Below are 25,855 nucleotides of genomic sequence, written 5' to 3'. Positions count from 1 at the left end.
CGTCGTATGCTCAGGCCTCCCGCCCCTTTCGGTTGCCTGAACCCTATGTCGCGTGCCGTCACTTCGCTGTTTCTGCTTGCCGCCCTGCTGTTTTTTTTCGCACTGGGTAACCACCAATTGCAAGGCTCCACCGAGGCCCGCGTCGCCGGCATCGCCATGGAGATGCATCTGGACGACGACTGGGTGACGCCACGCCTGTTCGGTGAACCGTTTCTGGAAAAACCACCACTGAGCCTGTGGCTGGATGCTGGCGCGATGCGCGTGTTCGGTGTTTCACCGTGGGCCGTGCGGCTGGCGTCGGCGGTGGCTGGCTTGCTCAGCGTGATGCTGCTGTACGGCATGTTGCGGCGTTTCGAACGACCGAAAATGGTCGCCTGGACGGCGGGCATTCTGCTCGCGACCATGGCCAGTTACTGGAGCAATGTGCGCGGGGTCGGGGAGGATGCTTTGCTCGCCCTCGGCGTGACCACGGCGCTGCTGGCCTTTTTCCAGGCGCAACGGGCGTCGACCGCGGGCAACTCGCTGTTGTTTGTCGTCGGGATCGCCATCGCTACATTGAGCAAGGGTGTGCTGGGGCTGGCGATGCCGGGGGTGGTGATTTTTGCTTATCTGCTGGCTGACAACCTGATGGACAAGCGCCTGAAAATCACCGATTGGCTGCGGCCGGGCTTATTGACCCTGGTCGGTTTGATTCCGCTGCTGATCTGGCTCGTCATCCTCTTCCAGCACGGCGGCGCACAAGCCGTCAAAGAAGTGCTGCTGACCAACAGCGTCGGACGCTTCAGCGGTTCGTTCGTCGAGGCCGGGCACTACGAACCGTTCTATTACTACCTCGCCAAACTGCCGGAAGCCTTTCTGCCGTGGAACATTCTGGTGTACCTGGGGCTCTGGCATTTCCGCAAACAACTGAAAGCCAACCGTTACCTGCTGTTTTTCAGCCTGTGGATCGTGGCGCAGTTCATCATGCTCACGTTGGCGTCGAGCAAACGCACGGTGTACCTGATGTCGATGACACCGGCCGCAGCGGTGATCGCAGCGGAGTATGCGGGCGTGCTGTTCGATCGCTTGAAGCAGTACGAATCCGGCAATGGATTCGTAGGCCGAATCGCCCGTCACCGTCAGACATTGGCAATGGGTTTACTCACGCTGGTGATCGGCAGTTACCTCGCCGCCGCGCAGTGGGCGCTGCCTCATGCCGACAAAAAGCTTTCGTTCCTGCCGTTGAGTGCAGAGATTCAGACGCTGCAAACCGCTGGGCATCAAGTCGCGCTGTTTCAGGCCAACGAGCGGGTCGGTGGCGCGACGGTCTTCTATACCCAGCAAGTACTCAAAGGGCTGGATACCGAAGCGCAGTTGCGAGATTTCCTCACGGCCTCGCCCTCGCATGTCGTGGTGATGGCTGGTGACAGCGAACCCGCCGCCCCACTGAAAGTGCTCAAAACCATGATGGTCGGGCGCCAGGCGTATTACTTCGTCGGCTATTGAGGCCTGCGCAGCCGCATAAAAAAACCCGCCGGTGGTTGGCGGGTTTTTCATTTCATCCGAACGGGTTCAGAGAGAAACCTCTGGCTGAGCACTGAAAGCTTTCTGCTCACGCTTGCCCCGCACCGGCACATCCAGCCGCGCCCGCCCGTAGAAGGCCAACGCTGTCAGCAAACACGCCAGCCAGACGAAGATTCCGGCCCAGAACGTGTGGGACATGTAGTGCCAGCCTTGCAGGACGCGAGTAGTGCCATAAACGAACCCCAGCAACAGCGAGCCCCACAAGATTGCACTGGAAAAACGCCATTGATAGCGCCGCGCCACGAAATACAGCGCCAGCATGGTGAAGCCGCCCGACGCATGGCCACCCGGCCAGCACCGGCCACTACCCGCTTCATGGAACAGTTGAAAATTGCTGTACCACTCGATGTGGGCCATTTTCCCGCCGTACAGCGTGGTCTCGATCGGGCAGTAAACGCTGGTGTGGGACTTGAGGAAGTGAATCACCCCGGTGCATACCGCGAATGCGACCACCACAAACAGAAAATCCCTACGATGATCAGCGGCAAATCGCAGCACTGGCGCGACTTTGCTGCGCTCCAGCATTGCGCCGAGGCGCGGACGTTTCTGCGGATTGACCAATGGCCAGATCACCGACAGCAGCGCGCCGATCAGGGCGATTTCCGCCGTCCAGTTGGGAATGATCCGCGCCCATTTGTGGGTGAGCTTTTCAAAAAAGTGGATTTTGTCGAGCGGGAAGGTCTGGGTCAGCGGATCGAACAGCAGGTTGCTGAAAGCGATGTCGATTTTGGTCATGTCGAACATCAGGAACACCAGCGCCGCACAGGCGAGCGGAATACCAAAATTGTAAGCGTAGAAACGGGATTTCATCGGGTGGTCACCGTGCGCCAGTCGGAGGCTTCAATAAAGCCGAGCATCTTGGGAGCCGCCGGGCTGGCAGCGGAAACAAACAATGACGAGCCGTAACCCATGTCCGAGGCCGAAACTTTGAGGTCTTTCTCGATTTGCGCCATGCATTCGCTGTGGGTCACCAGTACCAGGTTGCGACCGGGAACCTTGTGGGCCAAGGCGTCCTGCAACATGCGGCCCCGGCAGTTGATCAGCCAGTCGTCACCGCTGGCGGCATGGTTGAACATGTAACCGGCCGTCTGCACCGTGCGCATCGACGGGCTGTTGTAGATGTCGGCGTTGTTCAGGCCCAGTTGTTCAAACCTTGCACCGACCGCCACCGCGACACTGCGTGAGCGATCGGTGATGCCGTCGTTGCCACTCAGGCAGGCAGCTTTGGAGTGATCGCAGCGCTCGACGTGACGCACCAGCACGATCATCTCGCCCTTGGCCCAACCTGCTGCAAGCGCTTGCGCACCCGCCACATTGCCGTGGGCCAGGTCCGGCACCGCCGCCGGTGCCAGCAGCCACAGGGTCAGCGGGATCACCAATACCGATGCCGCCAACACCACCCAAGTGTTGCGAAAACGCGCCAAAAAGCTCAGATCGATCGAGCGTTTGACGCCGAACAGACTCAGTCTCAATTCCACAAAAACCGCCTCGCCACTCTGCATCACGGGTTCATTCGATGCGGCGAAGGTACAGAGGCGCGCGTGGGCAGCCAGTGAAACCCATGTGAAAAAAGTCTTGGGATCCGATGTTACAAATTCCGTAGGACAAAATCCTTTCAGCTCTGGGAAATGCGGCCGATACAAACCTGCTAACACCCTTGCTGGCTCAAAAAAACAACAATCTTCCAGCCTAACCGACGACAAGAAACCCAACGTTTCTGGAGGATTTTTGATGAATAGCTGGTTCGGCAACATCAGCGTGAACATGAAACTGGGCCTGGGCTTCGGCCTGGTACTGGCCCTGACCTGCGTGCTGGCCCTGACGGGCTGGACCAGCCTCGGTGGCCTGATCGACCGCAGCAACTGGATGAGCGATATCACCCAGCTCAATGCCGGTCTGACCAAACTGCGCGTGGTGCGTCTGCAATACATGCTGACCAATGGCGATGAAACCGCCGCACAGAATGTGCAGACCACCCTTGAAAGTTTTGCTGCGCAGCAACAGAAGCTGATCAACAGCTTCAAGAGCCCGGAAAACGTCAAACTGCTCAAGGAGCAGGCCGCGACCATCGCTGAATACCAGACCTCGCTGAACAAAATGCGCAACGCTTATCGCACCGGCAACAGCGCCCGCGACAGCATGAGCGTGAGTGCCGAGACCGCGTACAACCAGATCGAATCGATCAGCAAACGCGTGCAGCAGATGGACATGAGCGAACAGCGTTTCGAACAGTTCCAGGCGATCACCGCCGCCAAGGAAGCGTTCATCCTCGCGCGCTACGAAGTTCGCGGTTACACCGCCACCACCAACGCCGAAACCGAACAGAAAGCCGTCGGCCAACTGGATGTCGCAATCGCCAGCCTCAAGCAACTGAACGTGCATTTCGCCGATTCTCAGCAAGACGCCCTGCGTCAGCTGGAAACCGCACTGGTTAACTACCGCAGCGCGTTGATGGCCTATAAAAACGCCAACACCGACGCCGTGCAGGCCCGTAAGGAAATGACCGATCAAGGCACCGCGATCGTCAACACCAGCGAGCAGCTGTATCAGATTCAGCTCGACCGTCGCGACATCGAAAGCGCCCAGGCACGCACCTTCCAGTTGATCAGCACGCTGCTGGCACTGTTGGTCGGCGTGATTGCTGCGGTGATCATCACCCGTCAGATCACCCGTCCGCTGCAAGAAACCCTCGCCGTCGTCGAGCGCATCGCCAGCGGCGACCTGACCCAGAACGTCACCGTCACCCGCCGTGACGAACTTGGCGTGCTGCAACAAGGCATTGCGCGCATGGGCGTGACCCTGCGTGACTTGATCAGCGGCATCCGCGACGGCGTCACCCAGATCGCCAGCGCCGCCGAAGAACTGTCGGCCGTTACCGAGCAGACCAGCGCCGGTGTAAACAGCCAGAAAATCGAGACCGATCAGGTCGCCACCGCCATGCACGAGATGACCGCCACCGTGCAGGAAGTCGCGCGCAACGCCGAAGAAGCCTCGCAAGCTGCTGCCGCCGCTGACGGTGAGGCCCGTGAAGGCGACAAAGTGGTCAACGAAGCCATCGCGCAGATCGAGCGTCTGGCCAGCGAAGTGGTGCGTTCGACCGAAGCCATGAGCGTGCTGCAACAGGAAAGCGACAAGATCGGCAGCGTCATGGACGTGATCAAGGCCGTGGCCGAACAGACCAACCTGCTGGCGCTCAACGCCGCGATCGAAGCCGCCCGTGCCGGTGAAGCCGGTCGTGGTTTTGCCGTGGTCGCTGATGAAGTTCGTGGTCTGGCTCAGCGTACGCAGAAATCCACCGAAGAAATCGAAGGCCTCGTCGCCGGTCTGCAAAACGGCACCCAGCAGGTTTCGGCGGTAATGAGCAACAGCCGCGCCCTGACCGACAGCAGCGTAGCGCTGACCCGCAAGGCCGGCGCGTCGCTGGAAAACATCACCCGTACGGTGTCGAACATCCAGTCGATGAACCAGCAGATCGCTGCTGCTGCCGAACAGCAGAGCGCCGTGGCTGAAGAGATCAGCCGCAGCATCATCAACGTGCGCGACGTGTCGGAACAGACCGCAGCGGCGAGTGATGAGACGGCGGCGTCGAGTGTTGAACTGGCGCGCCTGGGTGGTCAGTTGCAACAGATGGTCAGCCACTTCCGCGTTTGATCCTGATTTAGCGCTGAAGCAAAAAACCAATCGCGGGCAAGCCCGCTCCCACAGGGTTTTGAGTCGTTCACAGATGTTGTGTTCAACTCATGAACTGTGGGAGCGGGCTTGCCCGCGATTGCATTATGGCTTGCCCTACTGACGCGTGGTCATACCGTGAAACTGCGTGCCCCGCTTTCAACGCGAAGGCAAATCCAGCTCAACTCCGCCTGCGCTTCTAAAGCGCTTTTGGATCCGACGCCCCAAGCTGCTGGTGGATGGATTCTGCTCAAGAGCGTTCTTCAAAATCGCACACGCTTGCTCTTCCATCGATCGACCATTGAGGTCGGCCGCCACCCTCAGCGCTTCATAGAGCTGAGGGTCAAGATTGTCGATGATCAAACTTGCCACAATGCTCTCCGTCATTACTGAAATCGCAGCAGCGGAGGCTACCATGAAGCTTTTGCTGCGACGGTTTCAGGTTGTAACGCCAGAAAAGCATAGAAAGGTCTGCTATCTCACCGCGTCCCACGCTGCCGCAACGCCGACGGCATAAAATACGCATCCTCCGGCACCGGCTGCGCGAAATCGACAGTCTCCGCTTCTTCGTTATCAAGGTTCTGCACGTAGTAACGCCGCGCCTGCAAATCGTGGAAAACATCCAGCGCACTCCACGTCGTCGGCAGGTCGTAGAAGTTTTTCAGGTAGGCCATCGACACGCGCCACAACTCCCCTCGCCCGTCGTATTGATCAACCAGTGCCGCGCCCCAGCTGTCTTCATCGAGAAACAGCACACGTTTGGAGTAGATGTGCCGCGACCCCGGTTTCAGGTTGCCTTCCACCACCCAGACCCGGTGCAGTTCGTAGCGGGTGTATTGCGGGTTGAGGTGGCCCGGGGTGAGCAACTGCGCGTATTTCACATCGGGGCTGGCGACTTTGTAGTTGTTGTAGGGGATGTAGATTTCCTGTTTGCCCTTGAGCTTCCACTCGTAGCGATCAGGCGAGCCGTTGAACAGATCGGTGTCGTCGGCGGTGCGCAGGCCATCGGAGGATGCGATCGGCGTGTCGTAGGCGAGGTTCGGTGCGCGGCGCACGCGGCGTTGGCCGGCGTCGTAGATCCAGGCCTGGCGTGCGTCCTTGAGCTGATCGAGGGTTTCGTGCACGAGGGCGGCACCGCCGGCCAGTCGCGCCGGGCTTTTCACGAAGGCGAGGTAGTAGAACAGGATGTTTTTCAGGTCGGCGAACTGGCCGTTCGGGCGGTAGTAGTTGAACAGAGCTTCCTGCTGCGAGGTCACCAACGCGAAGCTGCCATTGCGTTGCACTGGCGCTTCGGAGGCGCGGCGCACGACGTAGATGCCGCGATAGCGGGTGATGTGGTTCCACAGCACTTCAACGCCATCCTTGGGCACTGGGAATGGCACGCCGCCGTAAGCATCGGAGAAACCGCTGCCGCCTTCGAGCAATTTGGCCGAGGTCGCATTCTTGAGGGTATTGTCGTACAGCCATTGCGGCGCTGAGCCGGATCGCCGGGATGGGTAGATCGGCATCTGGAAGGTGTCGGGGTAGCTGTTGAACAGGGCGATCTGACCGGGGCTGAGGTGGGCTTTGTACTGGTCGAGATTGGCTTTGGTGATGGTGAACAGCGGTTTGTCGGCTGCGTATGGATCGGGGTGATGCTGGCCGGGTTTGTAGCCGGCCGGGGCTTGAGTGATGCCGCCGGTCCAGGCGGGGATGGTGCCGGCCGCGTTGCCCGCGCGCTCGGCGCCCATGGGGGTCAGGGCGGTTTTCAGTTGTTCGGCTTGTTGTGGGGTGATGGCGGCCAGAGCGGCGCTGGCAGCAAGGCCTAAAACAAGCCCTAGCGAAGCCTTGGTCAATCTTGACGTGTGAACCATGATCTTCTCCAAAATACAGAAACCTGTGGGAGCTGCGGTGCGACGACTCGACTTGCCAGCGATAGCGGTGGGTCAGCCACCACTGTTGTCGAATGTGCTGCCGTCATCGCGGGCAAGCCCGCTCCCACAGGGGGACGGGGTGCCGCAAGTTTTGTTCTGGGCAATCAAAGGAAATACTTAAGGTTGAACCCGACGTTATCGCGGTCGCGGATGCCGTTGTTTTGCCCGCCGCCGTAGAACTCGGTGTATTGCAGTTCGGCTTCGAGCTTGTTCTGGTAGTTGGCCTTGATCCCCAGCGTGTAGGCCTTGCGCCCTTCGATGGTGTTGCCGGCCTGATAGCTGTTGCCCTCGAAATCGTCCTTGTAAACGATGTATGGCGAGACGTTGACCCCGGCGTATACGTCGTTCCAGGTGCCGTTGAGCATCGCCGTGTAGCTGTAGGAATTGCGGTTGACCTGATCGTCGCGATCGCCGCCGGACACATAGGAATAGTTACCGGTGCCGGCGTAGTAACGACGGCTGCCGTCATACGCGGTGTATTGCAGGCCGCTGCCGCGCAGGTGTTCGGAGGCCAGTTCGAAGATGCCGAACAGCGAGTCGAACGAAGCGGTCGGGCCGAAGTTGTAAATAGTGCCGAGCGAGGTGTTGAACGCTTCGACACGTTCGGCGTTGTTGATCTCGCTGTTAAGGTTGACCATCTGCCCGCCGACGTTGATCGACCTGCCTGTCACCGCCACGGCAGCACCGTTGGCCAGATCACCAATCAAATCGTTGGTCGCCGCAACGCCGATCGGCAGATTCGGCCGATAAGCAATTTCACCAAACACCGACGCCTCACCCAACGTGGTGTTGAAGCTGAAGCCGTACATGCGGATGTCTTCGGCGTAACGCCGATGCGCCTGGATATTGCCCATCACGTCGGCAGTCGCCAACCCATTGGCCAGCGCCCCGGCCTGACTGCCGGCAACACCGGACAACAGGTTGGTCAGGGCATCCATGTCGATGCCGTTGTAGCCGCCCAGATCCGCAGCGATGGTCGGTTCCTTGGCGTGGTAATTGACCATGTACAAGCCGAACTCGGTGCTGTTGAGCTGTTCGGCGATGTAGCGAAAGGCAAAGCCGAACTGGCCATCGTTGCGCGCGTTGTAGTCCTTGCCGATGCTCGCCACTTTCAGCGTATTGCCATACGCCGGCGTTACGCCGTTGGCGTACAGCCCGGTGCTTTGCAGGGCGGAGTTCAGCAACGGGTTGTTGCCCAGCGCGCTGTATAAACCGATGACGTTGCCAAACCCCGGCACAGGCGTATCCAGCGCGGTGCCGCTGAAGTTGTTGTAACCGGTGTTGCCACCGTCGGCGAACAGGTCGGTTTGCGAGTAGAAGGTGCCGACCGGGTCGATGCGGGTTTCTTTCCAGTTGGTCTGGTAGAAACTCTCCAGGGTCAGCGAATCGGTCAGGCCGATGTTGAAACTCAGCGCCTCGACCGGAACCAGCACTTCCTTCACTTCCGCGCCGGGCAAGCGGTACTTGGCGGCGTCCACCGGGTTGGTGGTGTTGATCCCGCCGCGGTAGAAAATCCCCTCGCCCCAGTTGAACACCTGCCGACCGACGCGCGCCGTTACTGGCATCTGCGCGACGTCCCAACTGCCATGCACGTAGGCGTCGAGCATCTCGATGCGGCTGCCGGCGATGTCGCGGGTCTGGCTGGTGAAATGGTCGTCCTGCGGGTAGCTCTGGCTCGGTTGCGAGGGGCTGTTGTTGTCGTAGTAGTCGTTGCGCTTGTCCATCAGTTGCGTGTCGTAAAACGCGGTACCGCGCACGAACACGCCGTAGTTCTGATAGTTGGCTTCAAGCTCGGAAGTGATCTTGTACACCTCGGAAACCAGCCCGGTGTCGAAGTTGCGATTGCCGTCGTTGGTGTTGACGTCATCGTTAGTCTTGTCGCGGCCCTGCACCCGCCACAAACGGCCGTAAGACAAGGTCGTGTCGACTGAGCCGGTGACTTGCTTGTCCATGAAGCTGAATTCCACCGCGTGCGCCGCATCGACTGCGCACAGTTGCAGCAGCCCGGCCAGTCCGACCCCGGGGAGCGCGGCGCCCGTCAGGCGCAATCGAGTGTTGATCATCTGTTCCTCCTTCCCTGTTTTTTTATTGTTTTGATGTGCGTTGCCGCGCTACGGCGCCAATCCCGCGCTGACGTAAATCCGGCTGTGCGCGCCGAAATGCCCCAGCAACTTGAACAACTGCTGGTTGAGTGCCGGGTGGTCGAAATCTTCGCTATGAAGCTGATTGCCGCTGCTGAAATCACTGCTGACGGGCGCCGTTTCCAGCCACTGGCCGATGGCTTCGTCGAAGGCTGCGGAGTCGTTGACCGACTCGGCACTGACCACTTCGCGCAGGTAGTCGACCGAGTACGGCGGATAGGTTTTGTCCTGAGCCACATCGGCGTAAGCCGCGAGCATCGGGTGCGGTTGACCGGCGCGCAACACGCGGCGCAGCCAGGTCGACTGGTACTTCTCCACTTCCATGTGCCGGGTGGCGACGCGCTCGATGGAGGCTTGTTTGTCCTCAGCGAAACCGGCGATGGCCTTGCCTTCCAGTAATAGAAGACTGGCGAGGTCGACGCCCGGCAACGGCTTGGCGTGATAAGGCTGGGTCAGGTCCTGAATGTGATGCAGGCCCCAGCCGAGAAAGCGATAGCCCCAATACGGATGACCGCTGGCAAACGCCAGTCGCGCCAGGCCCATGTATTGATAGGCGCGCCAGTCCGGCCAGCTGCGCTCGAGGAACCCGGCAGCGGCGTACACCACCGCGCTTTCATGGAAGAAGCCCATGTGGAACGGCGCCTGCGAGCTGTACTGGAACCGCGCATCACCGAACGGTTGCGGGCCGAAACCGTAGATCGCGCCGACGTTGCCGGGGTTGTCGCTGAACAGATTGATGTCGTGGCCGTAATCCGGTTCGTCGGCGGCGCTGGCGAGCACCGCGAGAGGCGCGACTTTTTCGTGCTCGGTAACGACGATGAAACGCTGGCGATTCCACGGTGACAGGGTTTGCTCGACCATGACTTGATTGGCCTGCAAGTGCTCACGCTCGGGCAGGTCTTTGCCGGGTAATGGCTGGATTACCATTGCCAGATGAATCTCGGGATTGATGCGCAGAGCCGAGAGGAAATCGTGGCGCAGATTGTCACTTGGGACTGCGGGCAATTTCAGGTTGTCGGGGCGTGGCGGGTATTGAGCGAAGTGCTCGCGGGCGAAGCTTTCCTGTTGCTCCAACAGCGCCAGCACCGCCGGGTATTGCTCGGTGAGGAACTGCTCCAGTGGCTCGACTTCAACCTGCGGTGCATCGCGCAACGCCGGCAGTTCCTGCAACGCCAGATAGCTGCCCACCGTATGGTTCGACCAGCCCCAGGCGCTCGGGGCCGTTGCACAAAGCAGCAACAGGAGGAAGGTCAGCTTCATTGCTTTTCGTTCTTATTGGCGGTGCCGTGGGGGATGAGCCTAACAACCGACCCCGCTGGTGACACTGTCCGATCTCACCAGAAAAAGTCTCCGATGGCGCCACGTACGCAATATAAAAAACGCCACCGCCCCCTGTGGGAGCGAGCCTGCTCGCGAATGCGGTGGGTCAGTGAAATCAATGGTGACTGACACTCCGCTTTCGCGAGCAGGCTCGCTCCCACAGGGATTGGTGGTGTTCTTTCAGGCGGGGTAACCGGTGATTTTGCGGATGCTTTGGTATAGCGGTTTCAGCTGGCGGTACATGCGCAGGTAGACCTCTTTGTACAGTTGCTCATAGATTTTCTGAGCCTCGGGCTGCGGGGTGAAAACCGCGCCCACCCGGGTCATTGCCGCGATCGCCGTGGGGAAATCCGCATGCAGCCCCAACCCCACCGCACAACAAATCGCCGCGCCCAGACCCGAGGCTTCGTACACGTGCGGACGCTCCGCCGGCAGGCCGAAAATATTTGCCGTGAGCTGCATCGCCGCATCACTCTGCGAGCCGCCACCGGCCACGCGCAAACGCTTGATCGAGACATTCGAACGCCGCTCGATATTCTCCATGCCCTGGCGCAATGCATACGCCAGCCCCTCAAGAATCGCCCGGTAAATATGCGCCCGGGTGTGCACATCGCCGAAGCCGATCATCGCGCCTTTCGCCTCGACACCCGGCTCGCGAATCCCTGGCGACCAGTACGGTTGCAACATCAGGCCCATCGACCCCGGCGGCACCGCCTCAACCAGTGCATCGAACAACTGCTCCGGCTCGATGCCCTGCTCTTTGGCCTGCTGCATCTCGCGCAACCCGAACTCGTTCTTGAACCAACTGACCATCCAGTAACCGCGATAAATCATCACCTCGCAGTTGTACTGATCCGGCACCGCAGACGGGTACGGCGGGATCAACGGGACAATTTCCAGATAGCGTGAGCGGGTGCTGGTGATCGTCGCCGTGGTGCCGTAGGACAGGCACACCGTACTCGCATCGACCACGCCGGCACCGACCACTTCGCAAGCCTTGTCGGCGCCGGCAGCAATCAGCGGCAAGCCTTCGGGAATACCGGTGTGGCGAGCGGCTTCAGCGGTGATGTAGCCGAGGGTTTCACCGGGTTTGTGCAGGGTCGGCAATTGCTCAGGACGCACAGCCAGCGCCTGCCATTTCCAGTCACTCGGCGCAGCCCATTTCAGGCGTTTGAAGTCGAACGGCAGGTAGCCGACGCAGCAACCCACCGAGTCGACAAAACTTCCGCACAGTCGATGAGTAAGAAACCCCGACAGCAGTAAAAACCTGTCGGTCGCCGCCCACACTTCAGGTTGGTGTTTTGCTATCCAGTTAGCCTCAGCCTGAGCGCGAAAATAATCCACGGTGCCCTGCGCGCCGACCAGTTTGAACAACCAGCCCCACGGCCCTTTGATCCCGCCCTCGACTTCGCTCTGACGCTGATCGAGCCACAGAATCGCCGGGCGCAATGGCTTGCCCTCAGCATCGACGTTGATCACCGTGCCACGCTGCGTGGTCAGGGAAACGCCGGCAATCTGCGAGCGATCAATCCCCGTTTGCTGCCAGACCTGCTGACACGCCTCGCCGAGCTTCGCCCAGTAATACTCCGGATCCTGCTCGGCCCAGCCCGGTTGCGTCGAGTAATACGCCTGCAACTCGACCTTGCCTTTGCCAAGCAGATTGCCCTGTAGATCGAAGAGCAGCGCGCGTACGCTCTGGGTGCCGTTGTCGATGGCCAGCAGGTAACGCTTGTTCGGGTGGTTGTCCATGGAGCTCTCTTCAAGGGGCATCAAGGCGTGGCATCCGGCAAACCGTGATGGCGTTGCCACAACGCCCGATAACGCTGTTCTTCCTGCTGCCAGTGTTCGTCGCTCCAGCCCAGTCGTGGCTGGCAGAGTTGGCGGATGGCGGCGAAATACTCTTCGCCACCGCGCGGCAACAACAGGCCCAGACGCGTGCGGCGCAGCAGTAAATCATCCAGATGCAGAACCATTTCACTCTCGCAGGCGAAGGCCAATTCCGCCCACAACGTATCCGTGGCACCGACCGTGGCGTGGCCGACGTCTTTGATCAGTTGCGCCAGCCTTGGCAGCTCTCGGCCATGCCGTCCTGCCAGACGTCGCCACTGATGGCTGCTCAACTCTGGAATCGCCAGCGCAGGGACAGCGGCAAACACCGGCGCGGCATCATCGACGAACGGACGTTCGAGCATCGCCGCGCAGGCCTTGAGCACTTCGATGGCTTGCGGGCGAAACGTGGTCAGTTTGCCGCCAGCCAGGGTCACGCAACCGGGCTCCTGCCACAGCACATGCTCGCGGGTTTCGTTCGAGGGTTTGTCTTGATGCGCACCTGCGCTGCCCACCACCGGACGCACGCCGGACCAGGTCGACAGCACATCATTCGCCGTCACTTCTGCACCGGGAAACTGTTGTGCGCAGGCCGCCAACAGATAGTCGAGTTCTTCGTTAGAGATGCTCGCGCTCTGATCCAGATCCTCACGATGATCGAGGTCCGTAGTGCCGACCACTGTGGCGCCTTCCCACGGGAAAACGAACACCGGACGCCGGTCGCGCTCATGCAGAAACGTGAACGCCTGCGCCACCGGCAGACGCCAACCCGGCAGCAATAAATGACTTCCGCGCAACGGCCGCAATTGCTGTGGCGCCTCGGTCGGTCGCAAGCGTTCAGCCCATGCGCCGGTAGCCACCGCGAGCACGCCGCAGCGCAATTGCAGTGACGAACCGGCTTCGCAATCCTCTACCTGAACGCCACACACACGCCCGTTTTCACGCAACAGATGTTCGACGCGCACGCCGTTAATCACGACCGCGCCATCCGCCCGCGCTTCGCTCAACACACGCATCACCAGTCGCGCATCATCGGTCAGCGCATCGACAAAACTGGTGCCGCCGAGCAAGCGGTTTTCCTTCACCCCCGGCGCCAGATATCGAAGCTGTTGCGCATCATGAAAGCGATGGCTGCGACGCCCGGCCAGAGCGTCGTAAACGCTCAGCAAACCGCCCAACACCCGAGGCCCGGGAAAGCCGCCGCGATAGTGCGGCATCAGAAAACTCATCGGCTCGACCAGCCCCGGCGCTTCGTCGAGCAAGCGCTGACGTTCGCGCACCGAATCACGGGTCAGGCGCCATTGCCCTTTGGCGATGTAACGCAAACCGCCATGAACCATTTTCGAAGATCGACTGGACGTGCCCCAACCAAAATCGCGCTGCTCCAGCAGCAGGCAACGCCAACCTCGACGCGCCGCTTCACGCAGGATGCCGGCGCCGCTGATACCGCCGCCGATGACGATCAGATCCCAGGTTTCCTCGGCCAGCGTCGGCAGAATCTGCTGGCGCCACGCGGCGTTCCAGTCCTGACTCATGGCCGTCACTCCGGCAGCAGCGTGCCGGGGTTGAGGCGCCCGGCCGGATCGAAGTGTTTGCTCAGCGCCTGCAAGGTGTCCATCGCCAATGCGCCCTTCTCGCGCAGCAGGTACGGCGCGTGATCCTTGCCGACACCGTGCTGGTGGCTGATGGTGCCGTGGTTGTCGACGATGGTCTGGCTGGCCGCGTGTTTGAGCGCTTTCCAGCGAGCGAGCGTCGCCGGGTAATCCGCCGCCGGGCGAAACACGTAAGTGGTGTAGATGCTCGAACCTTCGCCGTAGACGTGGGACAGGTGGGTGAACACATGCACGCGTTCGCCTTCGGCGGCCAGGGCCTCGCGCAGGCTGTTTTCGATAAGGTTGAGCAGGTTGTCGACATTGCTCCAGTCGGTGGCGGTTTCGAGGGTGTCGACCACGTAACCGGCGTTCCACAGGTTCTCGCGCAGGTAAGGGAAACGGAAGCGGTTCTGCGCCCATTTCTTGCCGAGCAAGGTGCCGGTGAATACGCCGCCGAAGGCCTTCAGATGTTGCCGCGCCTGGGTCAGTGACAATGCGTTTTGACGACGATTACCGGTGACGCCGAACGTCAGCAGGCATTTGCCCGTGCCCGCCCCGCGCAGATTCAAATACTTTTCCAGCCAGGCGATTTGCTGCGGATGACCGGCCAGCGCCAGTTGCGTTTCGGTTTCCACGGCGTTGGACAGGCGCAGCATCGACAGCGGCACGCGCGCCTGAGCCAATTGGCGAATGGCTTGCAGTGCCTGGGTCCAATTGGGCAGAAATACTCCGTAGAAACGCTCATCGGCAGGCAACGCGCTGACTCGCACTTTGACCTCGGAAATGATCCCGAAACGGCCCTCGCAACCAAGCACCACTTCGCGCAGATCAGGTCCGGCGGCAGAGGCCGGGAAGGTTGGAATGTGCATCGGCCCGGCGAACGTTTCCAAAGTGCCGCCAGCAAATAACTGCTCGATCCGGCCATAGCGCAACGACTGCTGACCGCTGGAACGACTCGCCACCCAACCGCCCAATGTCGACAGCTCCCACGACTGCGGGAAATGCCCCAGCGTATAGCCCCGCGCACGCAACTGACTTTCCACCTGCGGGCCACTCGCACCGGGACCAAACGTCGCCAGCAGGCTCTGTTCATCGAGGTCGATCAGGCGATTCATCCGCGCCAGCGACACCGTCACCACCGGCCGCGTAGAATCCGGCGGATTGATGTGCCCGGCTACCGACGTGCCGCCGCCATACGGGATCAGGCACAAGTCCAGTTCGTGAGCCAGCGCCAGCAATTGGCGAATGTGTTCAGCGGTCTCGGGAAAGGCCACCGCATCGGGATAATGGCCCAGCGCACCTTCGCGCAACGCCAGCCAGTCCGGCAGACTTTGTCCCCGCGCATGCAGCAAACGATCGTGGGCATCAATGCTGTACAAACTGTGCGCCGGCAATCGCGAAGCCGTTACGCGGGCCAATGCGGTCTCCAGTGTCGCATCGGGCAGCGCGCGCCCCTCGCCCAGGCGTTCATGAAGAAACTCCGCGCCCTGGGCCGGCAGTTCGACCACCGTGATTGCATCTCCCCAGCCGTTCCAGCGTCGCATGCGTGTGTCCTTTTTTGCCGTCGAATCAGTGATATTTCAGGCCCCCATACTAGCCAGCGGCTGCAAAGTGTCACGGTCGCATCCGGCCAGTTCGTGTAGCCAATTGAGTCAAACGTCGCGCAAGCGTCAGCCATTTACTTTAGCCGGGGTTTCAAATTACCTTTCAGGCTATTTCGTCCGTCTCCGCCGCCGTTGATCAAAGGAATGGGATCATGCAATCGCTTGGCTTCACCTCGGTTCCGCCGCTGCTCAAGTACCTGCGCCATGCCGAACAATTGGGTATGGATATCGAGCCTGCGTTGGCGGCGGCGGGTTTGCAGGCGCAGCAGTTGAGCGACAACACCCTGCGTTTGCCCGGAGAGGCGCATGAGCGGCTGCTGGATTATTTTTGCGAACACTCGGGCGATCCGCTGTTCGGGCTCAACGCGGCGAATTTCGTCCTGCCCAATTCGTGGAGTGTGCTCGGTTACATCACCATGAACTGCGCGACCCTCGGTGATGCGATGAGCCGGATCATGCCGTTCGAAAAACTGGTCGGCGACATGGGCGTCAGCCGCGCTGAGGTGCAGGACGGCCATGTGCATCTGATCTGGACCTGCCGTTATCAGCGCCCGCGAATCCGCCGGCATCTGGTGGAGAACGTGCTGGGATCATGGCTGCAATATGCACGCTGGATCGCCGATACACAGATGTCGCCGGCCGGGGTCTGGCTCGAGCACTCGTGCCCGGCCGAGGCTACGCCGGCGCAGTACGAAGGGTTTTTCGATTGCCCGGTGTTGTTCGATCAGCCGTATTCGGCGCTGGTCGTGCCGCTGGCGTATTTGCAGCTGCCGTTGCGTCAGGCCGATGCGCAGTTGCTGCGAACGCTGGAAGAACATGCGCTGGGCTTGATGGCGACGCTGGAGGATGCGTCGCTTGAGCAGCAGGTGAAGAACATTCTGCGGCAGTTGCTCAAGGAGGGTTTGCCACGCAAGGAGCAGGTCGCCGAGCAGTTGAGCGTTTCGGTGCGAACGTTGCAGCGGCAGTTGCATCAGGCGGGGACGTCGTATCAGCAGATTCTCGATGACTTGCGTCAGGAGCTGGCTGAGCATTATTTGCTCAATAGCACGCTGCCGATTCAGGACATTGCGCAGTATTTGGGGTTTACCGAACCGCGCTCGTTTCATCGCACGTTCAAGAGTCGACGCGGGATGCCGCCGGGAGAGTTTCGGCAGATGCATCGGGGGTGAATGTTCTGGCCCCTTCGCTGGCAAGCCAGCTCCCACAGTGTCCGAGTCGTCCACAAAATCTATTACTTGCACATAAACCTGTGGGAGCTGGCTTGCCAGCGATGGCGTCAGTGGCAGCCAACAATTCCTACAGGTAATTCTTCGATACTTGAGAGCAATAAACATCCTGTACCACAGGTGTTTAAAGACACTCAGCGTTACGCGAAACAGCCCACAAATCCTTGCGCCGTAACCTACGCCTAAGCCAGAATCCGCCGGCTTGTGCGCCCTGAGCATGCTGCGTAACTTGATTGCGTCACTGATTCCCAGTGATCGAGCTTAGCGGCTCGGCTACATTCGCTCCCCGCTGCACGAGTATCATCCAGTCAGGTATTTGCCTGCGCTTGATGGTGGCTGTGCGCATGGCACCTTCGGGTGCGCCGGGGTGGGATGCGACCGGTCCGCTAACTTGCGCACAGCTGCCTCCCTTTTGCTTAGCGGCGAAATGGATGCGGCTTTAAAAGGTACGCTCCCATGTTCAAAGTAACGCCAAACCCGCCGGTCACCGACCCGGCCTCCCCCTACGAATCCCCCGACTCAAAGAAATTCCACGAAGCCGCCGAGCGCGCCCTAGACCACTATCTCGGTCCGACGAACGCCGACCTCATGGCCACGCCCTACACCCCCAACACGCTGTACATGGCCAATCCCCAAGCCGACACCGAATCCCTGTTGGCCGACGCCAGCGAAACCCTCGGTTCAGCGACGGTCATGCTCAACAACCATGCCGCGCAGGTTGAAGGCACACACCGCAAGACTTTGCAGGGCATTGCGCAAGTGGTGATGGTGGCGGAAATGGCCGTCAATCGCGTGTTGGACAGGTTAGTGCCGACCGAGTAACGAAAAAGCCCGCGATCTCAACTGTGATGGTCAGGTGGCGGGCTTCTTTTTGCGGTGTGCCATTTCCCCCTCACCCCAGCCCTCTCCCTGGGGTGAGGGGGCCGACCGAGGTGTCTGGCGCTAGACATCGACCTGAATGACCGAGTCGATTATGGATTCGACCGAGCAGGTTCAGGTCGGTGTATCTCTCAAGCATCCCCGGATCGGTCCCCTCTCCCTCCGGGAGAGGGCTAGGGTGAGGGGCCGACCGTGAGATGTTCACTAGTTAAACCGACCTGAAAGTGCTGCCGTGAATCCATAATCGCTGCAGATCTTTCACGTCGATGTACAGCGCCAGACACCTCGGTCAGTCCCCTCTCCCTCTGGGAGAGGGCTAGGGTGAGGGGCTTTTCGCTTCAGAGACAGATCGCGTTGGTAAACACCAACCGATTACCAAACGGATCAACGATCGTCATGTCCTGACTCCCCCACGGCATCGCCTGAATACCCGGATGCGAAAACTTGTAATCCTTGGCCACCAACTGCTGCTGAAACGCCTCCAGCTCATCGGTCTCGATGCGCAGCGCCGAACCCGGGCACGCATCGCCATGATGCTCGGACAAATGCAACACACACTCCCCACGCGACACCTGCAGATACAACGGAAAATTCGCCTCGAAACGATGCTGCCAGTCGATCTTGAAACCCAGAAAATCGACGTAGAACTCGACAGCTTTGGCTTCATCGAAGATCCGCAGGATCGGGGTGGTTTTGCCGAAGCTCATGGGGTGCTCCCTGACTGATTGGCCCCACAGTGTAGACGGGGTGGATGTCAGCAATTCGGCCTGTTGATGACTTTCTTTAATCTCAGAGTGCCACTATGAGACGTGAATCAAAAGATCGCAGCCTTCGGCAGCTCCTACAGGGATATGCGTTCCACTGTAGGAGCTGCCGAAGGCTGCGATCTTTTGGCGCCATCAGAATCAATGAAACCCTTGGCGCAAATCACCTTCGCGTGCCAGAAAACGCCCTTCTCTCCTGCCATTCGCCTGCCCGTCGCGATAACTCAATACACCGTTGATCCACACGCCATCAATCCCCTGCGCAGCCCGTTGCGGATCATTGAAATCCGCGACATCACGCACCGTCGCCGGATCGAACAACACCAGATCCGCCCAATAGCCTTCACGAATCTCACCGCGTTCCTTCAAACCAAATCGCGCCGCCGACAATCCGGTCATCTTGTGCACGGCGGTGTGCAGCGGAAACAGGCCGACGTCACGACTGAAATGTCCGAGAACCCGTGGGAAAGCGCCCCACAGGCGCGGGTGCGGGAACGGATCTTCCGGCAGTCCGTCAGAGCCGACCATCGACAACGGATGGGCGAGGATCCTTCGTACATCCGCCTCGTCCATGCCGTAGTACACCGCCCCTGCCGGTTGCAGGCGTTTGGCGGCGTCGAGCAGCGGCAGATTCCATTCGGCGGCGATGTCGATCAGGTCGCGGCCGCTGACTTCCGGGTGCGGCGTCGACCAGGTGATGGTGATGCGGTGGGCGTCGGTGACTTGCTTCAAGTCCAGCGTCGATGAACTCGCCGCATAGGGATAGCAGTCGCACCCCACGTGCTGGGTTTTAGCGGCCTCTTCCAATGAGGCGAGCAATTGCGGACTGCGCCCCCAGTTGCCGACGCCGGCACACTTGAGGTGGGAAATAATCACCGGTGAACGCGAGTGACGGCCAATGCTGAACGCTTCTTCCATCGCCTCCAGCACCGGTTCGAATTCACTGCGCAGGTGCGTGGTGTACACCGCGCCGAACGCGGTCAGTTCCTCGGTCAGTTGCTTCACTTCATCGGTGGAGGCGTTGTAGGCGCTGGCGTAGGCCAGTCCTGTGGATAAGCCCAACGCACCGGCCTCAAGGCTTTCGCGTAACTGCTCGCGCATCACGGCGATTTCTTCTGGCGTCGCTGTGCGGAACAGGTCATCCAGATGATTGCTGCGCAGCGCCGTATGGCCGATCAGTGCCGCCACGTTCAGCGTGGTATTGGCCGCTTCCACCGCCGCACGGTAATCGCTGAAGCGTGGATAAACGAACGCCGCCGCCGTGCCGAGCAGGTTCATCGGATCCGGTGGATTGCCCTTCAATGTCACGGGCGAAGCGCTGATCCCGCAGTTGCCGACAATCACCGTGGTCACGCCTTGACTGAGTTTGGGCAACATCTCCGGCTGACGAATCACCACGGTGTCGTCGTGGGTATGCACGTCGATAAAACCGGGCGCCAGCACGCGACCGGCGGCGTCGATTTCCTCGCTGGCGGTGGCATTGTGCAAGTCGCCGATACGCTCGATGCGGCCCTCGCGAATCGCCACGTCAGCGCGGTAACCGGGCATGTTGCTGCCATCGATGATCAGGGCGTTGCGAATCAGCGTGTCGTACAGCATGTCAGTCTCCCAGCGGCAGGTGATCGTCGCCGCCACGGTATTCGTCGAGGGCGAGTTTGATCCGTCGCAGACGTTCTTGATTGTCTTCAGGGTTGGCCAGCGCCAGCTCGGTGGCGAGCACGTCGATGGCGAGCAGCATGCCGTAGCGCGCCGCCGTCGGTTTGTAGATGAACGAGGTTTCTGCGCCTTGCAGCGGCAGGACGATGTCGGCCAGTTCTGCCAGTGGCGAGTCGGCGCGGGTAATCGCCAGAATGCGCGCGCCGTAGTTGCGCGCCAGCTCGACAGTCTCGAGCAATTCCGGGGTGATGCCCGTCAGCGAACAGACAATGAGCACTTGCTCGGCGTTCAGGCTGGCCGCAGTGACGCGCATCATCACCGCGTCATGGCACACCGCAATCGGGTAGCCGAGGCGCACCAGGCGTATCTGCAATTCGTCGCTGCACAGGGTCGAGCAACCGCCCATGCCGAAGGCGTGAATCATCCGTGCCTGGCCGAGCAGTTTCACTGCGTCGGCGAAGCGTGATTCGTCGAATCCGGCCAGATGCTGGCGCAGCGTGGTTTCGATGTCGCCGACGATCTGCCCGTAGAACGCCGACTGTTCAGGCGTGCCCGCCGGGTCGAGAAAGCGGCTGCCAACGCCGCTGGCCTGAGCCAGTTGCAGACGCAGATCGCGCAGGTCGCGACAGCCGACGGTGCGGGCGAAACGCGACAGCGTGGCGGTGCTGACTTCGGCGCGTTGCGCGAGGTCTTCGAGACTGGCACTGGCGGCGAAACCAACGTCGTCGAGCATCAGCCGAGCGATGCGACCTTCGCCGGCGCTGAAGGAATCCTGACGGGCGCGGATCTGGTAGAGGATGTCCATGGCGGCGGGCTCCGATTACAACAGGTAAGAAAGGCCGACGGTCAGACCGAAAGCGACCAGCGAGATCAGCGTCTCAAGCACGGTCCAGGTCTTGAACGTCTGCGCGACCGTCATGTTGAAGTATTCCTTGATCAACCAGAAGCCGCCGTCGTTGACGTGGGAAAAGATAACCGAGCCCGCGCCGGTCGCCAGCACCAACAGCTCAGGGTGTGGATAACCCAGACCAATAGCCACCGGCGCAACCACGCCGGACGCGGTGGTCATGGCCACGGTCGCGGAACCGGTGGCGACGCGCATCAACGCCGCGAACAACCAGCCCATGATCAGCGGCGACAGGTGAAATTCGTGGGCGAGGCCGACGATCTGATCGGTCACGCCAGCGTCGACCAGAATGCGGTTCAAGCCACCACCGGCACCGACCAGCAACGTGATGCTGGCAGTCGGCGCCAGGCATTCGTTGGTGAATCTGAGGATCGATTCGCGGTTGAAGCCCTGGGCGATACCCAGCGTCCAGAAACTCAACAAGGTCGCCAGCAGCAGCGCAATCACCGAGTTGCCGATGAACAACAGAAACTGATTGAAACCGCTGCCCGGGGTGGAAATCAGGTTGGCCCAGCCGCCGATCAGCATCAGCACCACCGGCAACAGAATGGTCGCCATGGTAATGCCGAAACCCGGTAATTTGTCGCGCGGTTCGCGGTCGAGAAATTGTTTTTCCAGCGGGTTATCCGCCGGCAATTGAATGCGCGGCACGATGAATTTGGCGTACAGCGGCCCGGCAATGATCGCGGTGGGAATGCCGATGACGATCGCATACAGCAACGTCTGCCCGACCGACGCCTGATAAGCCTGCACCGCGAGCATCGCCGCCGGGTGCGGCGGCACCAGCGCATGCACCACCGACAGGCCGGCGACCATCGGCAGGCCTACCATCAGAATCGACACGCCGACGCGCCGTGCCACGGTGAACGCGATCGGCACCAGCAACACAAAACCGACCTCGAAGAACAGCGGCAGCCCGACCAGAAAGGCGATGCAGACCATCGCCCAGTGCGCGTTCTTCTCGCCGAATTTATCGATCAGCGTGCGCGCCATCTGCTCGGCGCCGCCGGACTCGGCCATCATCTTGCCAAGCATCGTCCCCAACGCGACCACCAGCGCAATATGCCCCAGCGTCTTGCCCACCCCGGCCTCATACGCCCCCACCACACCCGACGGCGGCATCCCGGCCACCAGCGCCAGGCCGATGGAAATCAGGGTGATGACGATGAACGGATTGAGCCGGTAACGGGCGATCAACACGATCAGCGCGATGATGGCGACGGCGGCATAGACCAGCAGCCAATAGCCGAAGGAAGGCGTCATGCGGTACTCCTCGAAAGGGTCACGTTCGAATGGGTTGTGAAACTCATAAATCATTTCGAGATCGAGATTTCAAACCGCATGAAAGTAATTTTCGTGGAGAGGCAAGGCGTGTCGCTGATGGATATGTCTTGTCGTGATTAATGAAAATCATGGGGCGGGATTTACATGGCTTTTCGGTGAACGAGAAACCAATGTGCGAGCGAGCCTGCTCGCGAAGGCGGCTTCACATTCAACATCTTTGCCGACTGATCCAGCGCTTTCGCGAGCAGGCTCGCTCCCACAGTTTTGATCGCGCACCGTCAGACAGAATGTGCAAAAACTGTGGGAGCTGGCTTGCCAGCGATGATGGCTGCACATTCAACTTAGATGCTGACTGGCCGACCACTATCGCTGGCAAGCCAGCTCCCACCGGTTCGGTGTCCAGCCATACCTTATATTTTTCAAATCCAGCCAAGCGCTATACTCGCCTGACAACCTCCGCGGAGTCCCTGCCATGAGCCCCACGCCTCGCACCAAAAAAAAACTGACACCGAAACGTTGATTCGCGCAGTTGCCAGTTCGACAGCCATCGAGACGGGTCAAAGCGTGGAGACCATTGAGCGCAAACTCAAACTCAGGTCCAGTAAGTTCCTGCACTTGTCCCTGGCCAAGTAGTCCCGCCTCAAGTCGCAAAGCCCGAAACGAAAACGGCTGCCCGATGGCAGCCGTTTTAAAGGGTGATCACAAAGCCCGGCGGGGCTCAAACAGCAATCACACCATTTCGTTACGAATCCATTCAACCACCGACGTGCGCTTCGGTGCCCAGCCCAGTAATTCGCGGGCGTGTTTGCCGCGCACTCGGCTGTTGGAGCCGAGGCCGTAGTTGGCCATTTCGTAGCCCCATTCGGCTTCGGCGTCTTTCAATGGCCAGTCTTGTGGTTGACCCAGGTTCAGGGCTTCGGCCATGGCGGTGGTCATGTCGATGAACGAGGCTTCGCCGCTTTCGACGAAGTAGAAAGTACCCGGAACGTTCTTGGTCAGTGCCAGCAGATACAGGGCGACGACGTCTTCGATGTGCACGTTGGACCAGATGTTCTGGCCAGTGCCGACGTGGCGCACCACACCACTTTTGCGTGCCTGTTTGAGCAGTCGCGGCAATTGCACGCTGTCGCGGTTGACGCCCAGGCTGTGGCCGTAAATCAGCGTGTTGCAGATGACGGCGGAATTTACGCCGTCCTTCGCCGCCGCGAGGATCAGGTTGTCGATGGCCACGCGCGCCGCTTTGTCGACGGTCGGCTCCGGCAGGTTGTCTTCGTAGTAGATGACGTCGCTGGACTTGCCGCCCGACGCATCGCCGACGATGCTCGAACCGCTGGTGTGCAAGAAGACTTTGTTAGAGCCGCGCAAGGCATCAAGCAACGCTTCAACTGCACCGCGATGGTCGCTGCTGGCGGCATTGATAACTGCGTCGGCAGCGTGGGCCTGTTCGGCGAGCAGTGTTTTGTCGTCGAGAGTGCCGATGATCGGGGTGATGCCCAGTGCTTTCAGTTCATCAGCCTGTTCAGGGCTGCGCACCAGACCGGTGACTTTGTGCCCGGCCTTGACCAGACCGGTAGCGATGGAGCCGCCGATAAAACCGGCAGCGCCGGTGACGAATACGTTCATGGAATAACTCCCTGCGTGAATAAGTGATGGGACGAGTATCGGCCTGTGGATCCGAGGGAAAAACCCGCCCCCACCCAATTCACTCTTGCGCAGAGGTCACGAATCAGCCCTTGAAATCGGCGCTGGCGTAAGCGGCGAGTTTGCTCTGGATGAAGTCGAGGAAGCATTGAATGCGCAGCGCCAGTTGCGAGTTACGGTAGTACACGGCGTTGATCGGCTGGCGATAACCGCTGTTGAATTCACCGAGCAGGACTTTCAGGCGCCCGGCACGGATGTCGTCGATGGTCATGAAGTGCGACAGGCAGGCGATGCCCTGCCCTTCCAGCGCCAGATGGCGCACGGTCTCGCCGCTGGACGCGCTGATTGCCGGGGTGATCGGCCAGCGGTCGCCGTGCACATAGCGCAGCGGCCATTGGTTGAGGCCTTCGTTCTGGGTGAAGCCAAGCAAGGTGTGTTCGCTCAGATCGGCCACTTGCTGCGGCGCGCCATGCTTTTCCAGATAGGCCGGGCTGGCGACGATCAGCAGCGGACTGCAACCGAGCGAGCGCGCATGCAGCGTCGAGTCAGCGAGGGTGCCGATACGGATGGCGACGTCGGTGCTTTGTTCCAGCAGGTCAATGATCAGGTCATTGCTGTTGAGTTCGAGCTGGATGTCCGGATAGAGCCGACGGAATTCGTCGATGTACGGGACCACCGCGTGGAGCATGAACGGTGATGCGGCATTGATTCGCAAGCGACCGGACGGGGTTTGCTGGCGCGAAGACAGGCGCTCTTCGAGTTGCTCCATCTGATCGAGAATCAGCTTGGCCTGCTCGAAGAAATACTTGCCCTCCTCGGTCAGGTCCATGCGCCGCGTGGTGCGGTTGATCAGCGTGGTGTCGAGCTTGGCTTCCAGCTTCGACAACGTGCGGCTGACCGCCGAAGGCGTTTGCCCGACCTGTTCGGCGGCGGCGGAAATCGAACCGCATTCGATCACGCAGACGAAAATCTGCAACTCATCGGATCTGGCTTTCACGGGTGTCCTCTTTGAGATCGCCAAGATCGCAGCCTTCGGCAGCTCCTACATGGAAATGGGTTCCTGTAGGAGCTGCCGAAGGCTGCGATCTTTTGCTGTTACCACCGATAGTAGCCCGAAACCATTCAGGCCTTGAGACCAAACACCTCGGTCAGATGCTGCTCATAACGCGCCACATCAGCCTCGATGTTCGGCCGCTTCATCACGTCGACACAGAGGAACGTCGGCAAACCGGTCATGCCCAGAAATTCGTTGGCCTTGTGAAACGGGAAGTACACCGCATCCACACCTTTGGCTTCAAAGAAATCAGTCGGGTCATCGAAGGCCTGCTGCGGTGCGTTCCAGGTCAGCGACAGCATGTATTGCTTGCCCTGAATCAGGCCTCCGCTGCCGTACTTCTGCGACGCGTCGGAACGGGTGCGGCCGTCGCTAGCGTAGAGGCTGCCGTGACCTTCGGTGAAGACTTCGTCGAGGTACTTTTTCACTGTCCACGGTGCGCCCATCCACCAGCCCGGCATCTGATAAATGATCACGTCGGCCCAGAGAAATTTCGCCACCTCTTCGGCAACGTCGTAGCCCTCGTCAATGAAGGTGGTTTTCACATCGACACCGCCGCGATCCAGCACGCTCAACGCGGCCTCGTGCAGGGTGGTGTTGTAGCGACCGTCGGAGTGAGCGAATTTTTTACCGCCATTGAGCAACAGCACTTTTTTCATGAGAAAGCCTCGGCGCAGCCATTGGGCTGGATGGAGAAGAGAAACTGGAATGGCGGCAGATTAATGATGTGTCGCGCGCGGAATAAGGCCCGATTGCGCAAAATACATTTGACCAAAAAGCACGAATCTATCGCCGATTGTTGCAATAACATCCGC

20 protein-coding genes and 1 pseudogene are annotated in these 25,855 nt (G+C 60.1%); 5 read left to right on the top strand and 16 right to left on the bottom strand.

The window, feature by feature from the left end; all coding sequences use genetic code 11:
- The first annotated feature begins 6 nt into the window (after positions 1-6).
- A complete protein-coding gene (locus RMV17_RS03680) occupies positions 7-1,485 on the top strand; it encodes a glycosyltransferase family 39 protein (protein ID WP_311885713.1) in 1,479 nt (492 codons plus the stop codon).
- 66 nt (positions 1,486-1,551) lie between these two features.
- On the opposite strand, the gene RMV17_RS03675 is transcribed toward RMV17_RS03680, so the two are convergent.
- Both RMV17_RS03675 and RMV17_RS03670 read right to left on the bottom strand, forming a co-directional pair.
- The gene (locus RMV17_RS03675) at positions 1,552-2,373 is read right to left on the bottom strand and encodes a phosphatase PAP2 family protein (protein WP_311885711.1); all 822 of its coding nucleotides are present in this window, start codon (positions 2,371-2,373) and stop codon (positions 1,552-1,554) included.
- Positions 2,370-3,041: a histidine phosphatase family protein gene (locus RMV17_RS03670; RefSeq protein ID WP_034154590.1), complete on the bottom strand. Its 672-nt coding sequence runs from the start codon at positions 3,039-3,041 to the stop codon at positions 2,370-2,372. The genes RMV17_RS03675 and RMV17_RS03670 overlap by 4 nt, the downstream gene beginning before the upstream one ends.
- 253 nt (positions 3,042-3,294) lie before the next feature.
- Between RMV17_RS03670 and RMV17_RS30085 the strand changes: the two are divergent.
- Together RMV17_RS30085 and RMV17_RS30080 are read left to right on the top strand one after the other, a co-directional pair.
- Positions 3,295-4,308 (top strand): annotated as a pseudogene (locus RMV17_RS30085) (methyl-accepting chemotaxis protein); the annotation flags it as partial.
- 42 nt (positions 4,309-4,350) lie between these two features.
- Complete coding sequence (locus RMV17_RS30080; RefSeq protein WP_371924523.1) at positions 4,351-5,214, top strand: methyl-accepting chemotaxis protein; 864 nt, start codon at positions 4,351-4,353, stop codon at positions 5,212-5,214.
- 177 nt (positions 5,215-5,391) lie between these two features.
- On the opposite strand, the gene RMV17_RS03660 is transcribed toward RMV17_RS30080, so the two are convergent.
- From RMV17_RS03660 to RMV17_RS03630, 7 genes are all read right to left on the bottom strand, one after another.
- A complete protein-coding gene (locus RMV17_RS03660) occupies positions 5,392-5,604 on the bottom strand; it encodes a FitA-like ribbon-helix-helix domain-containing protein (protein WP_311885706.1) in 213 nt (70 codons plus the stop codon).
- A 107-nt stretch (positions 5,605-5,711) separates the two neighbouring features.
- A complete protein-coding gene (locus RMV17_RS03655) occupies positions 5,712-7,085 on the bottom strand; it encodes a DUF1329 domain-containing protein (RefSeq protein WP_311885704.1) in 1,374 nt (457 codons plus the stop codon).
- Between the two features lie 164 nt (positions 7,086-7,249).
- On the bottom strand, positions 7,250-9,208 hold the full coding sequence (locus RMV17_RS03650) for a DUF1302 domain-containing protein (protein WP_311885702.1): 1,959 nt from the start codon (positions 9,206-9,208) through the stop codon (positions 7,250-7,252).
- 48 nt (positions 9,209-9,256) lie between these two features.
- Positions 9,257-10,546: a phospholipase gene (locus RMV17_RS03645; protein ID WP_311885700.1), complete on the bottom strand. Its 1,290-nt coding sequence runs from the start codon at positions 10,544-10,546 to the stop codon at positions 9,257-9,259.
- A gap of 240 nt (positions 10,547-10,786) precedes the next feature.
- A complete protein-coding gene (locus tag RMV17_RS03640; RefSeq protein ID WP_311885698.1) occupies positions 10,787-12,355 on the bottom strand; it encodes an FGGY-family carbohydrate kinase in 1,569 nt (522 codons plus the stop codon).
- 20 nt (positions 12,356-12,375) lie between these two features.
- Positions 12,376-13,968, bottom strand: a complete 1,593-nt coding sequence (locus RMV17_RS03635) for a glycerol-3-phosphate dehydrogenase/oxidase (protein WP_311885696.1) — start codon at positions 13,966-13,968, stop codon at positions 12,376-12,378.
- Positions 13,969-13,973: 5 nt separating this feature from the next.
- The gene (locus RMV17_RS03630) at positions 13,974-15,569 is read right to left on the bottom strand and encodes an FAD-binding oxidoreductase (RefSeq protein ID WP_311885694.1); all 1,596 of its coding nucleotides are present in this window, start codon (positions 15,567-15,569) and stop codon (positions 13,974-13,976) included.
- Positions 15,570-15,781: 212 nt separating this feature from the next.
- On the opposite strand from RMV17_RS03630, the gene RMV17_RS03625 reads away from it, so the two are divergent.
- Positions 15,782-16,798, top strand: coding sequence for an AraC family transcriptional regulator (locus tag RMV17_RS03625; protein WP_311885692.1), 1,017 nt, complete (start codon positions 15,782-15,784; stop codon positions 16,796-16,798).
- A 513-nt stretch (positions 16,799-17,311) separates the two neighbouring features.
- Positions 17,312-17,677 carry a DUF6124 family protein gene (locus tag RMV17_RS03620; protein ID WP_311885690.1) on the top strand — a complete coding sequence of 122 codons (366 nt, stop codon included), beginning with the start codon at positions 17,312-17,314 and terminating at the stop codon, positions 17,675-17,677.
- Positions 17,678-18,072: 395 nt separating this feature from the next.
- On the opposite strand, the gene RMV17_RS03615 is transcribed toward RMV17_RS03620, so the two are convergent.
- From RMV17_RS03615 to RMV17_RS03585, 7 genes are all read right to left on the bottom strand, one after another.
- Positions 18,073-18,441, bottom strand: a complete 369-nt coding sequence (locus RMV17_RS03615) for a glyoxalase superfamily protein (protein ID WP_007911550.1) — start codon at positions 18,439-18,441, stop codon at positions 18,073-18,075.
- Between the two features lie 198 nt (positions 18,442-18,639).
- Positions 18,640-20,097, bottom strand: a complete 1,458-nt coding sequence (locus RMV17_RS03610) for a D-aminoacylase (RefSeq protein WP_311885688.1) — start codon at positions 20,095-20,097, stop codon at positions 18,640-18,642.
- A 1-nt stretch (position 20,098) separates the two neighbouring features.
- Positions 20,099-20,959: a MurR/RpiR family transcriptional regulator gene (locus tag RMV17_RS03605; protein WP_311885686.1), complete on the bottom strand. Its 861-nt coding sequence runs from the start codon at positions 20,957-20,959 to the stop codon at positions 20,099-20,101.
- Positions 20,960-20,974: 15 nt separating this feature from the next.
- Complete coding sequence (locus RMV17_RS03600; protein WP_311885684.1) at positions 20,975-22,324, bottom strand: GntP family permease; 1,350 nt, start codon at positions 22,322-22,324, stop codon at positions 20,975-20,977.
- Positions 22,325-23,074: 750 nt separating this feature from the next.
- Positions 23,075-23,968 (bottom strand): NAD-dependent epimerase/dehydratase family protein, encoded by an 894-nt coding sequence (locus tag RMV17_RS03595; RefSeq protein ID WP_311885682.1) that lies wholly within the window; start codon positions 23,966-23,968, stop codon positions 23,075-23,077.
- Between the two features lie 103 nt (positions 23,969-24,071).
- Positions 24,072-24,983, bottom strand: coding sequence for a LysR family transcriptional regulator (locus tag RMV17_RS03590; RefSeq protein ID WP_016984263.1), 912 nt, complete (start codon positions 24,981-24,983; stop codon positions 24,072-24,074).
- 125 nt (positions 24,984-25,108) lie between these two features.
- A complete protein-coding gene (locus RMV17_RS03585) occupies positions 25,109-25,699 on the bottom strand; it encodes an NAD(P)H-dependent oxidoreductase (RefSeq protein WP_077570944.1) in 591 nt (196 codons plus the stop codon).
- Between the last annotated feature and the right edge of the window lie 156 nt (positions 25,700-25,855).

Source organism: Pseudomonas sp. VD-NE ins (assembly GCF_031882575.1).
GTDB lineage: Bacteria > Pseudomonadota > Gammaproteobacteria > Pseudomonadales > Pseudomonadaceae > Aquipseudomonas > Aquipseudomonas fluorescens_BZ.
Note: the sequence above shows the minus strand (reverse complement) of the source record. Positions and strands in the feature narration are given on the sequence as shown.